16 protein-coding genes are annotated in these 18,529 nt (G+C 70.8%); 4 read left to right on the top strand and 12 right to left on the bottom strand.

The window, feature by feature from the left end:
* Window positions 1–23: 23 nt before the first annotated feature.
* From CEK65_RS16955 to bfr, 9 genes are all read right to left on the bottom strand, one after another.
* Window positions 24–1,175: an MFS transporter gene (locus tag CEK65_RS16955; RefSeq protein ID WP_152182454.1), complete on the bottom strand. Its 1,152-nt coding sequence runs from the start codon at window positions 1,173–1,175 to the stop codon at window positions 24–26.
* Between the two features lie 84 nt (window positions 1,176–1,259).
* Window positions 1,260–1,898 (bottom strand): hypothetical protein, encoded by a 639-nt coding sequence (locus CEK65_RS16950; protein ID WP_152182453.1) that lies wholly within the window; start codon window positions 1,896–1,898, stop codon window positions 1,260–1,262.
* 3 nt (window positions 1,899–1,901) lie between these two features.
* Window positions 1,902–3,350 (bottom strand): aminotransferase class III-fold pyridoxal phosphate-dependent enzyme, encoded by a 1,449-nt coding sequence (locus tag CEK65_RS16945; RefSeq protein ID WP_152182452.1) that lies wholly within the window; start codon window positions 3,348–3,350, stop codon window positions 1,902–1,904.
* 49 nt (window positions 3,351–3,399) lie between these two features.
* On the bottom strand, window positions 3,400–4,041 hold the full coding sequence (locus tag CEK65_RS16940; RefSeq protein WP_152182451.1) for a class II aldolase/adducin family protein: 642 nt from the start codon (window positions 4,039–4,041) through the stop codon (window positions 3,400–3,402).
* Window positions 4,028–5,671, bottom strand: a complete 1,644-nt coding sequence (locus CEK65_RS16935) for an FGGY-family carbohydrate kinase (RefSeq protein ID WP_152182450.1) — start codon at window positions 5,669–5,671, stop codon at window positions 4,028–4,030. The genes CEK65_RS16940 and CEK65_RS16935 overlap by 14 nt, the downstream gene beginning before the upstream one ends.
* 3 nt (window positions 5,672–5,674) lie before the next feature.
* Window positions 5,675–6,568, bottom strand: coding sequence for a TorF family putative porin (locus tag CEK65_RS16930; RefSeq protein ID WP_152182449.1), 894 nt, complete (start codon window positions 6,566–6,568; stop codon window positions 5,675–5,677).
* 116 nt (window positions 6,569–6,684) lie between these two features.
* Entirely contained in the window at window positions 6,685–7,101 is a 417-nt protein-coding gene (locus CEK65_RS16925; RefSeq protein WP_152182448.1) for a DUF2147 domain-containing protein, read from the bottom strand.
* A gap of 74 nt (window positions 7,102–7,175) precedes the next feature.
* A complete protein-coding gene (locus CEK65_RS16920) occupies window positions 7,176–7,520 on the bottom strand; it encodes a hypothetical protein (RefSeq protein WP_152182447.1) in 345 nt (114 codons plus the stop codon).
* Window positions 7,521–7,684: 164 nt separating this feature from the next.
* On the bottom strand, window positions 7,685–8,176 hold the full coding sequence (bfr, locus tag CEK65_RS16915; protein WP_026143459.1) for a bacterioferritin: 492 nt from the start codon (window positions 8,174–8,176) through the stop codon (window positions 7,685–7,687).
* A 191-nt stretch (window positions 8,177–8,367) separates the two neighbouring features.
* On the opposite strand from bfr, the gene CEK65_RS16910 reads away from it, so the two are divergent.
* The 4 genes from CEK65_RS16910 to CEK65_RS16895 all read left to right on the top strand — a co-directional run bounded on the left by CEK65_RS16910 (window position 8,368) and on the right by CEK65_RS16895 (window position 14,608).
* The gene (locus CEK65_RS16910; protein ID WP_152182446.1) at window positions 8,368–10,752 is read left to right on the top strand and encodes a penicillin acylase family protein; all 2,385 of its coding nucleotides are present in this window, start codon (window positions 8,368–8,370) and stop codon (window positions 10,750–10,752) included.
* Between the two features lie 82 nt (window positions 10,753–10,834).
* Complete coding sequence (locus CEK65_RS16905; protein WP_017914346.1) at window positions 10,835–11,881, top strand: right-handed parallel beta-helix repeat-containing protein; 1,047 nt, start codon at window positions 10,835–10,837, stop codon at window positions 11,879–11,881.
* Window positions 11,882–12,175: 294 nt separating this feature from the next.
* Window positions 12,176–13,252 (top strand): GGDEF domain-containing protein, encoded by a 1,077-nt coding sequence (locus CEK65_RS16900; RefSeq protein WP_152182445.1) that lies wholly within the window; start codon window positions 12,176–12,178, stop codon window positions 13,250–13,252.
* Between the two features lie 270 nt (window positions 13,253–13,522).
* Window positions 13,523–14,608 carry a GGDEF domain-containing protein gene (locus CEK65_RS16895; protein WP_152182444.1) on the top strand — a complete coding sequence of 362 codons (1,086 nt, stop codon included), beginning with the start codon at window positions 13,523–13,525 and terminating at the stop codon, window positions 14,606–14,608.
* 96 nt (window positions 14,609–14,704) lie between these two features.
* Here CEK65_RS16895 and CEK65_RS16890 read toward each other — a convergent pair whose 3' ends face one another.
* The 3 genes from CEK65_RS16890 to dapE all read right to left on the bottom strand — a co-directional run bounded on the left by CEK65_RS16890 (window position 14,705) and on the right by dapE (window position 18,391).
* Complete coding sequence (locus CEK65_RS16890; protein WP_152182443.1) at window positions 14,705–15,322, bottom strand: LysE family transporter; 618 nt, start codon at window positions 15,320–15,322, stop codon at window positions 14,705–14,707.
* The gene (gene asnB / locus CEK65_RS16885; protein ID WP_017915799.1) at window positions 15,319–17,010 is read right to left on the bottom strand and encodes an asparagine synthase B; all 1,692 of its coding nucleotides are present in this window, start codon (window positions 17,008–17,010) and stop codon (window positions 15,319–15,321) included. Before asnB ends, CEK65_RS16890 begins: the two co-directional genes overlap by 4 nt.
* 250 nt (window positions 17,011–17,260) lie before the next feature.
* The gene (dapE, locus tag CEK65_RS16880) at window positions 17,261–18,391 is read right to left on the bottom strand and encodes a succinyl-diaminopimelate desuccinylase (RefSeq protein ID WP_152182442.1); all 1,131 of its coding nucleotides are present in this window, start codon (window positions 18,389–18,391) and stop codon (window positions 17,261–17,263) included.
* Window positions 18,392–18,529 lie beyond the last annotated feature (138 nt).

Below are 18,529 nucleotides of genomic sequence, written 5' to 3'. Positions count from 1 at the left end.
GCACGCTCGCACGGCCACCACCATCAGCCCGCATGCGAGCCCGCCTCCACGACGGCCGGACGGCGCTGCCGCCGGCCGATCCACAGCGCCAGCAGCGCCGCGGTCAGCGCAAAGCCCAGGCCGACCAGCGGCACCGGCGCCGGATCGTCGGCGTGCAGCAGCAGCGACGCCAGCAACGGCCCGCAGGCCGACCCGATCAACTGCGCGGCCGGCACCAGCACCGCCACCCGCCCCTGCGCATCGGCGCGCAGCGCCAGGCCGACATGGAACGGCATCAGGAACATCCAGGCGAAGCCGAACGCCACGCACACCGCGGCAAAGCCCAGCGCCGCATTGCCCGGAACCCGGTACATCGCCGCGGCCACCAGGCACAGCGCCACGCTGCCCAGGGTCAGGGTCGCCGTCACCGACAGTCGCCGCACCCAGTAGATCGCCGCCAGGCCACCGACGATCTGCATGCCCAGCACCCACGAGGTCTGCAGTTGCGCCGCGTGCGCGTCCAGCCCCGCGCGCAACGCCAGCGGCTCCAGGTACGCCCACAGCGCGCCGATCGCCGACATCTGCAGGAACGCCACCAGCAATGGCGCCAGCGTCGCCGGCGACCAGCGCAGCCTGGCGGTGGCGGTCGCCGCGCACTGCGCATCGGCGGCGGGAGCCAGGCTTGCCGGCACCGGCAGTGCCGCCGCCAGCGGCAGCACCAGCAGGCAGGTCGTGGCCATGGCGACGAAACCGCCCTTCCAGCCGGCCGCCGGCAACACCCACAGCGCCAGCGCCGCCGCCAGCGCGATCTGCGCCAGCGCCTGCAGCACCATGAACACCGCGGTGACCCGGTCCGGGGTGGCCGCGCGCACGATGCTGACCGTGGCCACCCAGACCAATAGACCCTCGGCCAGGCCGGCGACGGCACGCAGCGCGACGAACGCCGCATCGCCCTGCGCCTGCACCGTGGCCAGGTTCAGCGCCGCGGCCAGCAAAGCCGCCACGACCGCCGTGGCACGCTGCCAGGACACCGGCAGCAGCGCATCGCCCAGCGCCACGCCGATCCCCAACGCGATGATCTCGCCCATCGCCACCACGCCGACACCCGGCAGCGTGATCAGGTGCTGCTCGACCAGTGCGCCGAGCACGATCGGCTGCACGCCGAGGATCAGCAGCGCGATGGCGCCGATCGACAAGGCCGCGGCGAGCGGACGTGTCGCGTGGACGGCGGTTGATGCGACGGAAGACGGGGACGGCGTGGCGGTCATCGCGATGGACCCTCAGTAGCCTTTGCTTTCGGCCGGCAATTCGCCCGCGGCGAAGGCCGCGGCGGCACGCATCTGGTCCTTGCGCAGGCGTCCATTGGCGATGCGCCGGACCCACCAGGGCAGCTCCCGCACCCGGCCGCCGGTGGCCGCGGCGAGGATGTAGGCCTTGGCGCATTTTTCGAACAATTCCACGTTCAGCGCCAGCCGCTGCGCGGTGATGCCGAGGCACAGCGGGCGTCCGCCAAACAACAAGACGCTGCCGCTGCCCGGCGCGGCCGTCGCCAACGCGTCGACCGCAGGAAATGGCGCTGGCATCGGCCCGATGTGCCGGGCCTGTTCGTCGAACACCTGCGGCAGCACGCCGCCGACATTGGCCAGAAGGTGGCCGAACGCGCCGGCCGACCAGGCGCTGGCACCGACATCCGGACGCCGCGCATACACCTGCGCGTGCACCTGCGCCCATGCCGGCAGCGCCGGGTCGCGCCAGTCCAGCCACTGCGGCCGCTCCGCCTCGAGCGCGCCACAGCACATCGCCGTGCTGCCCGGACAGCGCAGCGCCAGCGCTGCCGCGTCGTCGCCGAGCAGGCGCTTGGCCACGAGCCGCTCGCGGGTGTGCAGCCAGAGCGCTTCGATCTGCGGGACGGTGGGCATGCGCTACACCAGCTTGAACACGTCGTCGAAGCGGTTCAGCGCCTCGTCGACCACCGCATCGGTATCGGCGCGACTGGTGTAGATGCGGCTGCCGGCCAGGGTGATCAGCCCGTGCGCCGAATACGCCGCGCCCATCTCTTCCATCATGTGCTTGCGCTCCTTGGCTTCGTTGCGCACGCGCCACAGCTTGTACAGGTTGCCGGTGTCCAGCAGCAGCACGCCGGAGGTCTGCAGGTGCACGATCGAGCCCATGTTGTAGACCACGTAGGGCAGGCCGAGACGGCGGATGATCGCCTCCAGGCCCTGCCGCAGGCGATCGCCGGCGCGGCCGGCCTGGCCGGCGGCGTCGCTGCGCTGCGCTTCCAGCAAGGCGTGGTAACCGGCCACGCAGGACAGCGGATTGGCCGACAGCGTGCCGCCGACGAAGGCGCGCCGCGCGGTGGTGCCGATGCCGCCGACCAGGCTCATCATCACCTCGCGGCGACCGCCGATCGCGCCGGCCATCGGATAGCCGCCGGCCAGGCACTTGCCGAGCACGGTGATGTCCGGCAGGACCCCGAAGTAGCCTTGCGCACCGCCCGGCCCGAGCCGGAAGCCGGTGACCACTTCGTCGAAGATCAGCAGCGCGCCGAACTCGTCGCACAACTTGCGCACCTGCCGGTTGTAGTCGTGATGCACCGGCCGCGTGCCGCTCTCCGGCCCCAGCGGTTCCAGCAGCACCGCCGCGGTGCCGCCGCGCAGGCGATTGAACTGCAGCTTGCGCCGCAATGCCTCCAGATCGTTGGGATGGCATTCCTGGGTATGGGCGGTGGCGCCGCGCGGGATGCCGATCGCCTCCATGCGCCCGGTGCCCGGCAGGCGCATGCCGTACACCAGCTGGTCGCTCCAGCCGTGATAGGCGCCGCCGATCTTGATGATCCATTTCTTGCGCGTGTGGGTGCGGGCCAGGCGCACCGCGCCCATCACCGCCTCGGTGCCGGAGCCGAGCAGGCGCAACATCTCCACCGCCGGCATGCTGGCGCAGACCAGTTCGGCCAGCTTGACCTCGTACTCGTGCAGCAGGCCGGTCACCGGGCCGCACTGGTCCAGCACCGCCTGCACGTGCTCGCGCAGTTCCGGCGGATTGGATCCGAGCAGGGTCGGGCCACCGGCCTGCAGGAAGTCGATGTAGCGGTTGCCGTCGACGTCGGTCAGGTACGCGCCCTCGGCGCTGTGCATGGCCAGCGGGAACGGATGGTTGAACGCCAGGTTGTGCTGCACGCCGCCTGGGATCACCTGCTTGGCCGCCTCGCCCAGGCGCCTGGAGCCCTGGCAACGCGCGTCGAAATAGCGCATCACCTTGGCCATGCCGGCGGCGCCGATCGGCCGCATCGGCTGGTTCACCAGTGCATGGAAGCGTGCGTACAACTGGTCCACATCGGGCCATTGCGAAATGGCGGGGGTCTGGCTCATGGTCGGTGCCGGGTTCGGGGGAGCGGAAACGGAAAGGGCGTGCATGGGGTCAGGCCTCCAGGGCGGTGAGGACGGCACGCAACGGCGCGGCCAGGCCGGCGTCGTGCAGCGCGCGGCGTTCGATGCGGCGCGCCAGGTGATCGCGCGCCAGCTGCTCCAGTGCATCCACCGCCGCCACCGCCTGTTCCAGACTGCGGCCGCAGCACAGCACGCCGTGGTTGCGCATCAGGTAGGCGTTGCTCGACGGGCGCAGTTGCCGCGCCAGCAGCCAGGCCAGCAGCCCGGTGCCGGACGGGAAGTAGCCGACCATCGGCACGCGGGCACCGATCGTTGCCTGCAACGCCGGATCCTCGACCGGCAGCGCCGCGCCGAGCAGCGCGCAGGCGCTGGCCACCGGCTGGTGGGTGTGGATGCTGCAGGCCACGTCGGGCCGGCGGCACAGCACCTGCGCATGCAGGCCGGTCTCCACCGACGGCGTGGCGGCGCCGTCCAGTTGCCGCAGGTCGGCCAGGCGCACCACGCAGATGTCCTCGGCGCGCATCGCCAGGTAATCGATGGCCGACGGCGTCACCGCGAAGCGTTCGGCGTCCAGGCGCAGCGCGACGTTGCCGCCGGTGCCGGCCAGGTAGCCGCGCCGCGACAGCTCCACGCACAGCGCGACCACACGCATGCGTTGTTCATGGGCAAACATGCTGGGGAACCTCCGGCACGCATTCGGGAACGGGATTCATGCGCCGGTAGATCGGCGCGAGCGTGCGCTGCAATTCGCGGAACATCGCATAGCGGTCGTCGTACAGCGCGCGGGTGCGCGGCGACGGCTCGTACACCCGGCGCGCGCGTTGCAGCGCCGGCAGGTCGGCGAAGCGCAGCCGGCCCAGGCCGACGCCGGCGATGAAGGTGGCGCCGATCGCATTGGCCTGGATCGGATTGTGCAGTTGCCGGATCGGCTGGCCGCTGACGTCGGCGATGATCTGGCACCACAGGTCCGATTGCGCGCCGCCGCCGACCGCGGCGACCACGCCCGGATCGCGGCCGAGCAGACGCGCGAACGGCTCCATCATCCAGCGCGTGTTCAACGCCACCCCTTCCATGAAGGCGCGGATGATGTCCTCGCGAGTGTGCATCAGCGACAGGTTGACCAGCCCGGCGCGCAGGCTATGGTCCTCCACCGGGGTGCGCTCGCCGAACAGCCACGGCATGTAGACCAGGCCGTTGGCCCCGGCCGGCACCCGCGCGGCGATGACGTTGAGCACCTCGTACACGTCCGGGCGTTCTTCGTCGCGCAGCAGTTCGTCGGGATGGAACAGGATGCGGTCGCGCAGGAACGACAGGTTGGCGCCGGCGGTGGACTGCAGCGCCGTGGCCAGGTAACGCCCGCTGACCGCGCACGGCACCGCGGCGATGTTGCTGAACACGTCGGTCTTCATCCGCGGCACGTGCGCGCCAAGCCACGACGACGTGCCCAGGTACAGATGCGCGGCGTAGTCCTCGACCGCCGCGGCCACCGCCACCGCCGAGTTGTCGATGGCGCCGGCGATCACCCGGGTCTGCGGCGACAGCCCCAGCTGCGCCGCCACCTGCGGCAGCAGCGGCCCCAGCACTTCGGTGGAGGCCACCAGCTCCGGCAGCTTGTCGCGCTCGATGCCGAGCAGCCGCAGCAGGCCGTCGTCGTAGCGGATGCGCATCGGGTCGCGGTTGTCGGTGACCCAGGTGGTGAGTACCGAATCGGCGGTGGCGCAGAAACGCCCGGTCAGGCGCAGGTTGAGATAGTCCAGCGCGTTGAGGAACTTGTGCGTGCGCTGATAGCGCAGCGGCTCGTGGTCGCGCAGGTAGGCGATATGGCCGGCGCAATCCTTGCCGCTGCCGGCCGGTGCGCCGCCGCTCAGGCGCAACCAGCGCAGCAGTTTCAGCGGCGCGTAGCCGCGCACGTTGAGCCAGCGCCCGCGCAGGCGCCGCGCGATCGCCGCCTGCCCGCGCATGTCCAGCCACAGCATGGCGTTGCCCAACGCGCGGCCGTCGCGGTCCACGCATACGGTGCACTCGCCCTGGGTCGAGCAGCACACCGCGGTCACCCGCCGGCGCAAGGCCTCGCCGCCTTGCAGCACCGCCGCCGCGGTGACCAGCAACGCGTTCCACCAGTCGCGCGGATCCTGCTCGGCGCAGACCCCGTGCACGTGCAGCGGCACCGGTTCGAAGGCCCAAGCGATCACCTGGCCCTCCAGGGTGACCAGCGCGCACTTGCAGCCGGAGGTTCCCAGGTCCACCGCCAGCACCAGCGGCTGGTCGCCGCCCCGGTCGGCATCGAGCAGTTCGCTGCGCATCGGTCAGAACGTGTAGCCGATCGAGGCCACCAGGGTGTCGCCGTCGGTCTTGCGGATGCGCGCGCCGTCCTGCACCCAGTACAGCTCGTGCGCGTTGACCCGGGTGCTGACCCAGTCCAGGTTCCAGTCCAGGCCCCAGCGCTTGTGGGTGACGCCGATCTGGTAGTCGGCGAAGCTGCCCTCGCTGAAGTTGCGCAGCTTCTGGTAGCCGGCGTGCAGGCGCAGCGTGGTCGACGGCAATATCGACGGCAGCAGCGGGGTCTGGTAGTTCAGATCGCCCAGCAGCGTACCGCGCGAGTCGTGCTCGCCACGGGCGAAGCAGCGCAGCGCCGCCGTCGGGTCGGCGGCGAACTGCAGGATCTGCGCGCACACGCCGCCGGTGTCGGCACCACGGTAGGTCTTGGAGAACACGTACAGCAGGCGGCCCTCGACCGCGCCGTAGCCGAGTTCGAGCACGCCGAAATTGCTGTCGTAGTCGGTGCGGCGGATGCCCTCGGGCGTTCCGGTCTCCAGGTCGATCCGGTGCGGGGCCAGGAAGCTGGCGCCCGGGAAGCGCTCCGTCGCCAGACCGACGCCCGCATGCCAGGCATCGGGATTGCCGAAGCGGTAGCCGGCCGCGGCGGTGATGCCCAGGCCGTCGCCGTCGAGGAACTGTTTCTTGCTGACCTTGGCCACCTCCAGCAGCGCGACGAAGCCGCTGGCGTGCACGAACTGGGTGGTCCACTTCAGCGACGGGCGCATCAGCGAGTCGGACACGCCGCGCGTGCGCTGCTCGCTCATCAGCTTGATCTGGTTCTGGAACTCGTAATTGACCATGCCATCGGCGTCGGCCTGCTGGGCCTGCGCCTGCGCACAGCACGCGCCGTGCAGAGCCAGTGCGCCCGCGAGGATTGCCATGAAGCGGACTGCGGTCATCTCAATCTCCCCTGTTCGCTGAGGAAGGTGGGACGCGCGGCGGCCGTCGCTGGCCCCGCACATTGATGACGCCGGCGCGTTGCGCGCGCGGCGGGTGATTACTTGGCGCAGACCGGCGTGCTGGGCAGCGTCTGCACGCGTGTGAAGCGTTCGGTCTCGCCGAGCACTTCCACCCCGACGAAGGCGCGCAGGTCCAGCGATTTGCCGCTGGCGCGCAGCGTGGCCTTGTAGCGCTTGCCGCTGCGCGGATCGAAGGCCCAGCCGTCGCGCCAGGTATCGCCGTCCTCGCGCCCCAGACGTGCGATCTGCACGCCGCAGGTATCGGTGGCGGTGCCGGCGTCCTTGTCCCAGACGATGCGTCCGCACAAGGCCGTGGCCGCATCCGCGCACGGCGCGAACTCCACCACCGCGTCCTTGGCCGCGGTCAGCCACAACCCCTGCGCCGCGGCCGGCGCCGCACACGCCGGCGCGGTCGCCAGCAGCCATCCCGCGACCACCACGCCGTACCGCTTCATTCCCGGACTCGCCTGCATCGAACGCCCCCTCGCCATCGCGCAATTAAGTAGTGAAAACTACCGTATAGCGATCACTACCGTTTTGCAAGCATTGCCCGCGCGGCGTTCGCCACGGACGTGGCGAGGCGCGCAAACGCCTGGATTTCAAGGGTTCGCGCATGCAGCGACATGCGTGCGACGGCCGATTTTTGCGGCGTTGCAACAGCCATCGGCGAGGACGGCGACAACAGATCGGCTCGCCCGATCGCCATGGCGTCGCACTGCGAACCGAGCGAATGCGCCAGCCACGCCATCCAGCGACGCGGCCGCGCGCGGCCGAACCCGATCGGCGGCGTCAGGAAACGAGAAGGGCAGAAGGCGTGTCGGCAGTCGTTGCGGCCTTGCTGCAGCAGCAACCGCCGCGACATCGCGATGCGCACTATCGCCCGCGAAGGTGGGCAGCGCCGGTGCGGGCCAGCGAGAGTTGTGGCGACCGGCACGATCGGCGGGTCAGAAGCGGCCGGCGATGGCACGGCCGCGGTGGCGGGGATGGGTCCCGCTCAGTGCATCGGCGCCTCCCGCAAGCGGGAGGCGCACGGACGGATCAGGCGTCCTTGCCGGACACGTGCCCGTCGATCTTCGACGTCTGGTACAGCGCCATGCCGATGCGCTTGATCAGGCCGAGCTGTTGCTCCAGCCACCAGGCATGGTCTTCCTCGGTGTCGCGCAGCTGCGCCAGCAGCACGTCGCGGCTGACGTAGTCGCCGTGCTGCTCGCACAGCTTCATGCCCGCGGCCAGATTGGCGCGCACTTCGTACTCGACCTTCAGATCCTTCTCCAGCATCTCCTCGACCGTGCGCCCGGGTTCGAAGGCATGCGGGCGCATGTCCGGGTCGCCCTCCAGGAACAGGATGCGCCGCAGCAGCGCATCGGCGTGCTCGGTCTCCTCTTCCATCTCGTGGTTGATGCGTTCGTACAGCGCCAGCAGGCCCTGGTCCTCGTAACGCCGCGAGTGGATGAAATACTGGTCGCGCGCGGCCAGTTCGCCGCGCAGCAGCTCCTTGAGGCATTGCACAACGTCGGGGTGTCCCTTCATGGGGCGGGCTCCGTGGGGTCGACTGAGGGCGCCATAGTGCCCGATGCCGCCGCGCCGCGTTCCAATCGGAATCATTCACATCCCGACTCGCACATCCGCGATGCGTGACCCCGCGCACAGCGCGCCGCGCCTACGCGGGAACGACACGCAGTCGTGTCTAGAATCGGAGACTTGCCCACCGGAGAGAGACGATGCGCGGTCGATGGAAACGCCTGCTGCTGGGGACGCTGCTGCTGACGGCGGCCGTGGCGCTGGGCATCTGGCTGCTGCTGCGCGGCAGCCTGGCCACGCTCGACGGCAACGCGCCGCTGCAAGGCCTGCGCGCGCCGGCAAGCATCCAGCGCGACGCACTGGGCGTGGTCACCATCGAGGCCGCCGACGAGGCCGATGCGATGCGCGCGCTCGGCTACGTGCACGCGCAGGAACGCTTCTTCGAAATGGATCTGCTGCGCCGCGCCGCCGCCGGCGAGCTGTCCGAACTGGTCGGCCCGCACGCGCTGGAGGTGGACAAGGCACGGCGGGCACATCGCCTGCGCGCGCGCAGCAGTGAGCAACTGGCCGCGTTCGCCGGCACGCACGCAGCGGCCTTGCAGGCCTACAGCGCCGGCGTCAACCAGGGCCTGCACGCGTTGCGGATACGGCCGTGGCCTTACCTGATGCTGTTCGCCGCACCACGCGACTGGCAGCCTGTGGATTCGGCGCTGGCCGGCCAGGCGATGTACTTCGACCTGCAGGGCAAGCAACTCGAGCGCAAGCTGGCCCTGTATCGCCTGCAGCAGCGCTTGCCGGCGCCGCTGTACGCCCTGCTGCGTCACGAGGGCAGCAGTTGGGACGCGACACTGGACGGCAGCGTGCGCGGCGACGCGGAGCTGCCCTCCGCCGATCAGGTCGATCTGCGCCGCCTGGCGGGCGCGCCCGCCCCCGCCGCGACCGAGGCGGTCGCCACCAGCGCGCCCGGCAGCAACAACTGGGCGATCGCCGGCAGCCGCACCGCCGACGGCCGCGCCATCGTCGCCAACGACATGCATCTGGGCCTGCGCGCGCCCAGCCTGTGGTTCCGTGTGCGCCTGCGCTATGCCGATGCGCAGGCGCCGGGCGGCCACGTGGACGTGTCCGGATTCTCGCTGCCCGGCCTGCCGGCGGTGATTGTCGGCAGCAACGGTCACGTCGCCTGGGGGTTCACCAACAGCTATGCCGATACCGCCGACTGGTACCGGCTCACCCCGTGCGCCGCGGTGGCGCAGCCCGGCTGCACGCCGGTCACCGTGCATCGCGAACGGATCAAGGTCTCGGGCGCCCCCGACACCGAACTGCAGGTCGAAGACACCGCCTATGGCCCGATCCTGCAACACGAACCCGACGGCAGCGCGCTGGCGTTGCGCTGGACCGCGCAGTTGCCGGGTGCGCTGAATCTGGGGCTGGCCGACTTCGCCCGCGCCACGTCCCTCCCCGACGCCTTCGCCCGCGCGCAACGCATCGCCACGCCGGCGCAGAACCTGGTGCTGGCCGACCGCGACGGCCATATCGGCTGGCGCGTGCTCGGCCCGCTGCCGCTGCGCGGCCCGCATTGCGCGGCCGATGCGGTGATGCACGACGTGCGTGCGACAGTGCCGGCGGAGGCGCGCTGCGTGCCATGGCCGCTGTCCACCAGCCAGTCGCCGCAACGCATCGATCCCGCCGACGGGCAACTGTGGACCGCCAATGCCCGCGTAGTCGGCGGCGCCGAACTGGCACCGCTCGGCGACGGCGGCTACGCGCTGGGCGCACGCGCACAGCAGATCCGCGACGACCTGCGCCTGCATCCGCGGCTGAACGAACCGCAGTTGCTGGCGATCCAGCTCGACGACCGCGCCCTGTTCCTGCAGCGCTGGTGGGCGCTGCTGCAGCAACGCGACGCGGGCGCGGCCACGCCGGCGCTGCACGCCGTGTCGCAGGCGGCCGCGCACTGGGAGGGCCGCGCCAGCACCGGATCGGTGAGCTACACCCTGGTGCGCGCCTGGCGCCTGGCGGTGCTGACCCGGATCCGCGACGGCCTGATCGCGCCGGCACCTACAGGATCGGACGCCGATGCCGCGCCACCGGCGCTGCCGCAACTGGAAGGCGTGGCCTGGCCGCTGCTGCAGCAACAGCCGCTGCACCTGCTGCCGCGCCGCTACGGCAGCTGGCAGGCGCTGCTGGAAGACGCCGCCGCCGAGGTGCGCACGCACCTGCAGGCCGATGGCCCGCTGGACACACGCCGCTGGGGCCAGGAGAACCGTGCGGCGATCTGCCATCCGCTGGCGCAGGGCCTGCCGGCGCCGCTGCGCGGCTGGCTATGCATGCCGGACACGCCGCTGCCCGGCGACGACGACATGCCGCGGGTGCAGCGCCCGGCGTTCGGCGCCTCCGAGCGCATGGTGGTGGCACCGGGCCACGAGGCCGAGGGCATCGTGCACATGCCCGGCGGCCAGAGCGGCCACCCGCTGTCGCCGTTCTGGGGCGCCGGCCACGCCGACTGGGTGCAGGGCCGCGCCACAAAGTTCCTGCCCGGCCCGACCCGGTACACGCTGACATTAAGCCCGTCCGCACCACAATGACCCGCGATCGGCTCCGCGCCGGCGTCCGCCCGCATACGCCGGCCTGCCTTCCCCCTTCCCCCACTGCCGAGTCTGCCTACCGATGAAGCGCCCTCCCCTGCTCGCCCTGTTGCTGCCGCTCGCCGCGGCCGTGTCGTTTTCCGCCTGCGCCACGCCGGCTGCCGACGCGCCCGCGGCCGCCTCCGACTGCAGCGTGCGCGCCCAACCCGGCGACGATCTGCAGGCCGCGATCGACCGCGTCCCCAACGACGGCAAACCCGCCACCGTGTGCCTGAGCGCCGGCGAGTTCCCGGTCGGCAAGCTGATCTCGATCCAGCGCGACGGCCTGCGCCTGCGCGGCCAGGGCGACAGCACCGTGCTGCGCATGCGCGACCACGTGCAGCAACCCACCATCGTCATCGGCGACTACCAGAACGAGCGCCCCATGCGGCCGATCCGCGACGTGCGCGTGGAGCAGTTGCAGATCGTCGGCGGCACCATCGACAAGGAGTTCATGCCCGAACGCCCGTACCTGAGCAACAGCCTGGTGGTGGTGCGCAACGGCCAGAACATCCAGCTGACCCACCTGCGAGTGAGCAAGTGCCGCAGCGCCTGCCTGCTCAGCGAGTTCGACAGCCGCGACCTGCTGATCGCGCACAACGACGTGTCCGGCGCGACCTGGGACGGGGTGTCGTTCAACCGCACCGCCAAGGTCAAGCTGATCGACAACGTGATCCACGACAACGTCGCCGCCGGCATCACCACCGAGCATCTGGAAGACAGCGAGATCCGCGACAACCGCCTGGAGCGCAATGGCAGCCAGGGCGTGTACCTGGCCGACGCGCGGCGCAACCTGTTCGCGGGCAACCAGTTCATCGACAACAAGGGCGCCGGGCTCTACCTGACCTGCTCGATCCGCCAGCGCACGCCGCAGATCCTGTGCTGGGACAACAGCATGAGCCAGGACAACACCTTCGAGAACAACACCTTCCGCGGCAACCCCTACACCTACACCATCGGCGTGGACAGCGCGGCCAACTGCACCGGCCCGGAGTTCCGCCCCAATCTGTGGCGCAAGAACAACCAGGCCGATGCCTCGGGCATCGACATCCAGCCCGAACGCTACGGCCACTGCGTGCGCTTCGAGTAAGCGCGCGCGGCCGCGGCGCCTGCGCACGCCACCCGGCCGGCCTTGAACAGGTCGGCCGGGGCGCGCCCGCCCGCGCGTGGCGGCAGAACCGGGGTGACCCCCAGGCCAGGCCGCGTCCAGGCGGGTGTCGGACCACGACCAGGCGGACGACACGCACGCCGCGACACATCCATTAAAGCTCTGCCTGCAGCGGCCGCTAACCGGTGACGACGCCCCAGCGACCGACGGACCGCGCTGGACCACCGACCGGCCGTGCCGCAGACGCTGGAGTGCCGCGGCGCTCTGGGAGAGCAGATGAACTACCACCTTCATGTCCGCCGCACCCTCGACACGCCGATCCTGGCGATCCAGGGCCTGACCCTGTGCGTGTGGCTGGCGCTGCTGCTGTGCAACCCCTACCTGAGCCACCCACTGGACGCGCGCTACGCGCTGGCGTTCGTCGCCATGCTCGGCAGCGGCCTGGTCATGCGCATGGCCAGGCGGTCCTGGCAATGGCGGCTGGGCGCCTTCCTGTCGGTGATCGCGTTCGATGCCGCGTTCCGGCTGCAGTTGCACCACATGGGCGGCGCCGGCCTGGCCTGGATGCTGCCGGTGGCGGTGACCCTGAGCCTGGGCTACAGCGTGCTGTTCTGCCACGCGCGCGACTATCTGCTGGCGCTGGCCTGCACCTGGGCGATCATGCTCGGCTGGCACGACAGCCTGGTGCCGGCCTCCGCCGACCTGCCGCTGCTGGAGATCCTGGTGGCGGCGGTGACCATGGTCGGGTTCGCGTTGAACCGCATCTTCGTCACCACCATGCGCAGCAACCACGCACTGAAGGAAGGCTATCGGCGCCTGGCCGCGACCGACGCACTGACCGGCATCCCCAACCGGCGCGCGCTGATGGCCGACCTGCAGGCAGCGGTCGGCACCCAGCACGCCGTGCAGTTGGCCATGCTGGACATCGACGACTTCGAGCAGATCGGCGCCGAGCACGGTCACCACGTCGGCGATGCGGTGCTGCAGGCGCTGGCGACGGAACTGGTGCGGCTGGACCCGCGTTGCCGCGTCGGCCGCCTCGGCGGCGAGGAGTTCGGCCTGCTGTTCGAGGGCGTGTCGCAGGACAAGGCGAGCGCACTGGTGCGGCGCCTGCAGCAGCGCATCCGCGGCCTGCGCGTGGATGGCACCAGCTTCACCTGCAGCGTCGGCATGGCCTCGTTGCCGGCCGGCGGCGAACTGTCCGACCTGCTCGCCCGCGCCGACCGCGCGCTGTCCGCCGCCCGGCAGGCGGGCAACGGCAGCCTTCGCCTGGACGGCGCCACGCCGGTGTCGGCCAGCACGTCCGCGGCGTTCGCGGGCGATCCCGGTCTGCCGGCCGCCACGTCGCTGTAGCAGGCAGCACCAACAGCCCCCCGCGGGGCGGCGCATGCCGCCGCCCCGCAGCGCACTCGCTCGTGGTGCACGCGCATCAGGCCCGACGCAGACAGCGCAGACGTCCACCCCGCTTCACCGCCGCTGCGTGCGGCACCAACAGGCTGAACCGCAGACGCTGCGGCCACTCAAGCCGCCACGCCGGCATGCCGATAAGCTGCCATCGATCCATCGCGTGCGCGTCGGCGTCCGCACATCACGAACCGGCCGGGACGCGCCGTTGGGCAGCACATGACGTACCCGGAGTACATCCGCCACCTGCTGGGCCGGTCGACCACCGCCATCCAAGCGCTGACCCTGTCGATCTGGGTCGCGACGCTGCTGTTCAATCCGTATCTGCAGCGACCATGGGGCCTGGTCAATTTGATCCTGCTGGCCGCGCTGCTCGGCGCCGCCGCCTGCACCCTGCTGGTCCGCCGCTTCTGGCACTGGCGCCTGAGCGGCGCGCTGTATGTGCTGCTGCTGTCGTGGGCGTATCACATCGAGCTGCTGCAGATGGGCGTACATGGCGAATTCTGGTGGCTGCCGACCGCGGTCACCCTGTGCCTGGGCATCAATCTGTTGTTCCCGTTCACGCGCGACTACCTGCTGGCGCTGGCATACACCTGGACGCTCATGCTGAGCGGTCGGGCGCTGCCACCGGCGGCCGCCAGCGACCCGATGCTGCTGGGGCTGCTGGTCGCCGCGGTGTCGCTGATCGGCCTGGCCATGAACCGCACCTTCGCGCGCAGCATGCTGATCACCTACCGTCTGAAGGAAGACTACCGGCGCATCTCCGAGACCGATGCGTTGACCGGGCTGGCCAACCGGCGCGCCCTGATGGCGCAACTGCATGCGCTGGCGGCCGAGCGCGGTCGCCGCGGCACGCTGCAGTTCGCGATGCTGGACATCGACGATTTCAAGCAGGTCAACGACCGCCATGGCCACGATGTCGGCGATGCGGTGTTGCTGGCCCTGGCCGCCGAACTGACCCGGCTCGGGCACGGCTGCCGGGTCGGCCGGCTCGGCGGCGAGGAATTCGGCATCGTGCTCGACGGCATGAGCGACGCGCAGACCGATGCCCTGCTGCAGCGGTTGCTGGAACGCGTGCGCCAGACCCGCGCCAAGGGCGTGGCCTTCACGTTCAGCGCCGGGGTCGCGCGCATGCATCCCGACGGCGACGTCTCGGATCTGCTCAAGCGTGCCGACCGTGCGCTGTATGCGGCCAAGCGCGACGGCAAGAGCCGGATCTGCCTGGACAGCGCCACAGGGCCAGCCCCCATCGCGGCCATGCACGGCGCCCTCGACAGCGCGGCGCCGACGGCGGATCCGGCGTAGCGGGAGGCGCGCGGAAAGGAGCCGCATCCCGCGGCACGCATCGCCGGCGTCGAACACGCACGCTACCGGAGCAGCGCGACCCGCCTGCGCTTGCGGCTACACCGCCCGCCACAGCAGGCGCAGGCCCAGGCCACTCATCAGCACCGCACTGAGCCGGTCCAGCGGCCGCCGCGCGCGCAACCACCAGCGCCGCGGCGCCGGTGCGGACAGCAACCCGGCCACCAGCGCGAACCAGGCCGCATCGATGGCGAAGGCCAGCGATGGCAGCGCCACGTACTCGACAGGCACGCGCTGCGCCGGCAGCAGCGCGGCGAACAGGCCGGCGAACACCAGCGCGGTCTGCGGGTTGCCGAGCTGGGTCAACAGGCCCATGACGAAGGCCGAGCGCACCGCCGGCACCTGCTGTTCCGGCGCGGTGGCGGCCAGCCACGCCGGCGTCCGCCACGCCCGCCAGGCCAGCCACAGCAGATAGGCGGCACCGGCGACCGACAGCGCGCGATGCAGCGCCGGCACCCGCTCCAGCAACGCCTGCAGGCCGAACAAGGCCGCCAACGCGAACAGCGCGCAGCCCACGCCCATTCCCAGTGCCGCGGCGAGCCCTGCCGCGCGCGAGCGCCCCGCGGCCAGCCGCGCCACCAGCAGGAAGCTGGCGCCGGGGCTGATCGCCCCCAGCGTCAGCACCCCGGCGATCGCCAGCAGGCTGGCACAGGTCACCCCAGCGCCTGCGCGTGCACCCCGGCCACCGCGCGACCGGAGGGATCGGCCATCGTCGCGAAGCTGGCATCCCAGGCGATCGCCGCCGGCGAGGAGCAGGCGATCGACTTGCCGCCGGGCACGGTCTCGGCCGCGGCCGGCGTCGGGAACACGCGCTCGAACAGGCTGCGGTAGTAATAGGCTTCCTTGGTCTGCGGCGGGTTCACCGGGAAGCGCTTGTCGGCGGCGGCCAGTTCGCGGTCGCTGACCTGGGCCTCGGCATGCGCCTTCAGCCCATCGATCCAGCCGTAGCCGACGCCGTCGCTGAACTGCTCCTTCTGCCGCCACAGGATCGACTCGGGCAGATAGCCCTCGAAGGCTTCGCGCAGCACCGCCTTCTCGATGCGCTTGCTGCCGTCGGCGCGGGTGCCGGCCATCTTGTACTGGGCGTCCATGCGCATGGCCACGTCCAGGAACTCCACGTCCAGGAACGGCACGCGCGGCTCCACGCCCCAGGCCATCATCGACTTGTTGGCGCGCAGGCAATCGTAGTTGTACAGCGCGTCGAGCTTGCGGATCAGTTCTTCGTGGAACTCGCGCGCGTTCGGCGCCTTGTGAAAGTACAGGTAGCCGCCGAAGATCTCGTCGCTGCCTTCGCCGGAGAGCACCATCTTCACCCCCATCGCCTTGATCCGCCGCGCCAGCAGGAACATCGGCGTGGAGGCGCGGATGGTGGTGACGTCGTAGGTCTCGATGTGCCGGATCACCTCCGGCAACGCGTCCAGGCCTTCCTCGAAGGTGTACTCGAAGCCATGGTGCACCGTGCCCAGCGCCTCGGCGGCGATCGCCGCGGCGGCCAGATCCGGCGAGCCCTTCAGGCCGATCGCGAACGAGTGCAGGCGCGGCCACCAGGCCTCGGCCTCGTCGTTCTCCTCGATGCGCTTGCGTGCGAAGCGCGCCGCCACCGCCGCGACCAGCGACGAATCCAGTCCACCGGAGAGCAGCACGCCGTACGGCACGTCGGTCATCAACTGGCGATGCACGGCGCGCTCGAAGGCCTCGCGCAGTTCCTGCTTGCTCACCTCCACGCCCTGCACCGCCGCGTAGTCGCGCCACGGCTTGCGGTAGTACTGCACGAGTTCGCCGCTGGCACTGTCGTAGTAGTGCCCCGGCGGGAACTGGGCGACGTCGGCGCAACTGTCGGCCAGCGACTTCATCTCCGAGGCCACCCGCAGCCGCCCTTGCGCGTCGTGGCCCCAGTACAGCGGGCACACGCCCATCGGATCGCGCGCGATCAGCACGCGCCCGGCGGCCTTGTCCCACAGCGCGAAAGCGAAGATGCCGTTGAGGCGGTTCAGCAGCGCATCCGGCGTGGTTTCGCGGTACAGCGCGTTGATCACCTCGCAGTCCGAGCCGGTCTGGAAGGCGTATGGCTGCACGAGCTGCTTCTTCAGTTCGCGATGGTTGTAGATCTCGCCGTTGACCGCCAGCGCCAGCTGCCCGTCGTCGGAGAGCAGCGGCTGCGAACCGCCGGCCGGGTCGACGATGGCCAGGCGCTCGTGGACCAGGATCGCGCCGTCGTCGACATACACGCCGCTCCAGTCCGGGCCGCGGTGGCGCTGCCGCTGCGAGCAGTCCAGCGCCTGCCGCCGCAGCGCCTGCAGGTCGTCGCCCGGTTGCAGGCCGAAGATGCCGAAGATCGAACACATGGGAAAGCTCCTGATCGTGGGGTGGTGGTTGCGGAGGGGAGACACCCAGGCACAAAAAAACCCGCATCGGCCGATGCGGGTTTTCTGGTGGCTGGGCGTGGTGTTTCTGGTAGCGCCTAGTCGCAGACCCGCATCGGCCGCGCACGATTATTCGCCAGCGCATTATTGCGGCCGTTGGCGTTGCTCGAGCGGAGGGCGGACAGCGAGGTCATGGAACGACCGTAACCCGGCACGCGAGCCGGCGCAACTGTTACCGCAGCAACCGTTCGATCAGGCGCAGGTACAGATCCGGCAACGCCTCCAGGTCGGCCACGCGCACGTGCTCGTCGACCTGGTGGATGCTGGCGTTGACCGGGCCGACCTCGATGCATTGCGCGCCCAGCGGGGCGATGAAGCGCGCATCGGAGGTGCCGCCGCCGGTGCTCTCCTCCGGCGGCGCGCCGGCGACCTCGCCCAGCACCTCGCGCGCCACCCGGCGCAGCGTGCCTTCGGGGGTGTAGAACGGCTCGCCGCTGCGGTGCCAGCGCAGGTCGTAATCCAGGCCATGGCGATCGAGCAGCGCGACGATCTCCGCTTCCAGCCGCGGCGCATCCCAGTGCGGGGTATAGCGCAGGTTGAAGGCGACCTGCAGTTCGCCGGGAATGACGTTGTTGGCGCCGGTACCGGCATGGATGTTGGAGAGTTGCAGGCTGGTCGGCGGGAAGCTTTCGTAGCCGTCGTCCCAGTGCCGCGCCACGAGCTCGGCCAGTGCCGGCGCGGCCAGGTGGATCGGGTTGCGCGCCTTGTGCGGATAGGCCACATGCCCCTGCACGCCGCGCACGCGCAGCGCACCGGAGAGGCTGCCGCGGCGGCCGACCCGCAGCAGATCGCCGAGCCGCTCGGTGGACGAGGGTTCGCCGGTGATGCACCAGTCGATGCGCTCGCCACGCTCGGCGAACACGCGCGCCACATGGCGCACGCCGTCGATCGCATCGCCTTCCTCGTCGCTGGTCAGCAGCAGCGCCAGCGTGCCCGGGTGCTGCGGCTGCGCGGCCACGAACCGCTCCGCGGCGACCACGAAGGCGGCCACGCTGCCCTTCATGTCGGCGGCGCCGCGCCCGTACAGCACGCCATCGCGGACCTGCGGCGCGAACGGATCGCTGCTCCAGTCCTCGCGCGGCCCCGGCGGCACCACGTCGGTATGCCCGAGCAGCACCAGCACCGGACCGTTGCCACCGCGATGGGTGGCCCACAGGTTGTCGACCTCGCCGCAGCGCAGCCGCTCGATGGCGAAACCAGCACGTTCCAGCCGCTGCACGATCAGTTCCTGGCACCCGGCATCGTCGGGGGTGACCGACGGGCGGGCGATCAGGTCGCAGGCGAGTTCAAGGACATCGGACATGCAGGGACACCGTTGGAAAACACGAGGGAGACGCGATGCGGATCGGCGGCGGCAGCGGCGCGTGCCGACGGCGCACGGCGTGCAGTGTACGAGTGGGAGTGGCGGATTCGAAGCATCGGCCGGGATCGCCGAACGGGT

It is taken from the genome of Xanthomonas sp. LMG 12459 (assembly GCF_009192905.1).
Taxonomy (GTDB): domain Bacteria; phylum Pseudomonadota; class Gammaproteobacteria; order Xanthomonadales; family Xanthomonadaceae; genus Xanthomonas_A; species Xanthomonas_A sontii.
This window is presented reverse-complemented; position numbering and strand designations above follow the sequence as displayed.

Coding starts and splice junctions, on each gene's coding strand:
- CEK65_RS16925 (WP_152182448.1), bottom strand. CDS start 7,101: ATGAAGCGGTACGGCGTGGTGGTCGCGGGATGGCTGCTGGCGACCGCG.
- CEK65_RS16895 (WP_152182444.1), top strand. CDS start 13,523: ATGACGTACCCGGAGTACATCCGCCACCTGCTGGGCCGGTCGACCACC.
- bfr (WP_026143459.1), bottom strand. CDS start 8,176: ATGAAGGGACACCCCGACGTTGTGCAATGCCTCAAGGAGCTGCTGCGC.
- CEK65_RS16945 (WP_152182452.1), bottom strand. CDS start 3,350: ATGAGCCAGACCCCCGCCATTTCGCAATGGCCCGATGTGGACCAGTTG.
- CEK65_RS16910 (WP_152182446.1), top strand. CDS start 8,368: ATGCGCGGTCGATGGAAACGCCTGCTGCTGGGGACGCTGCTGCTGACG.
- CEK65_RS16930 (WP_152182449.1), bottom strand. CDS start 6,568: ATGGCAATCCTCGCGGGCGCACTGGCTCTGCACGGCGCGTGCTGTGCG.
- CEK65_RS16900 (WP_152182445.1), top strand. CDS start 12,176: ATGAACTACCACCTTCATGTCCGCCGCACCCTCGACACGCCGATCCTG.
- dapE (WP_152182442.1), bottom strand. CDS start 18,391: ATGTCCGATGTCCTTGAACTCGCCTGCGACCTGATCGCCCGCCCGTCG.
- CEK65_RS16950 (WP_152182453.1), bottom strand. CDS start 1,898: ATGCCCACCGTCCCGCAGATCGAAGCGCTCTGGCTGCACACCCGCGAG.
- asnB (WP_017915799.1), bottom strand. CDS start 17,010: ATGTGTTCGATCTTCGGCATCTTCGGCCTGCAACCGGGCGACGACCTG.
- CEK65_RS16940 (WP_152182451.1), bottom strand. CDS start 4,041: ATGTTTGCCCATGAACAACGCATGCGTGTGGTCGCGCTGTGCGTGGAG.
- CEK65_RS16905 (WP_017914346.1), top strand. CDS start 10,835: ATGAAGCGCCCTCCCCTGCTCGCCCTGTTGCTGCCGCTCGCCGCGGCC.
- CEK65_RS16935 (WP_152182450.1), bottom strand. CDS start 5,671: ATGCGCAGCGAACTGCTCGATGCCGACCGGGGCGGCGACCAGCCGCTG.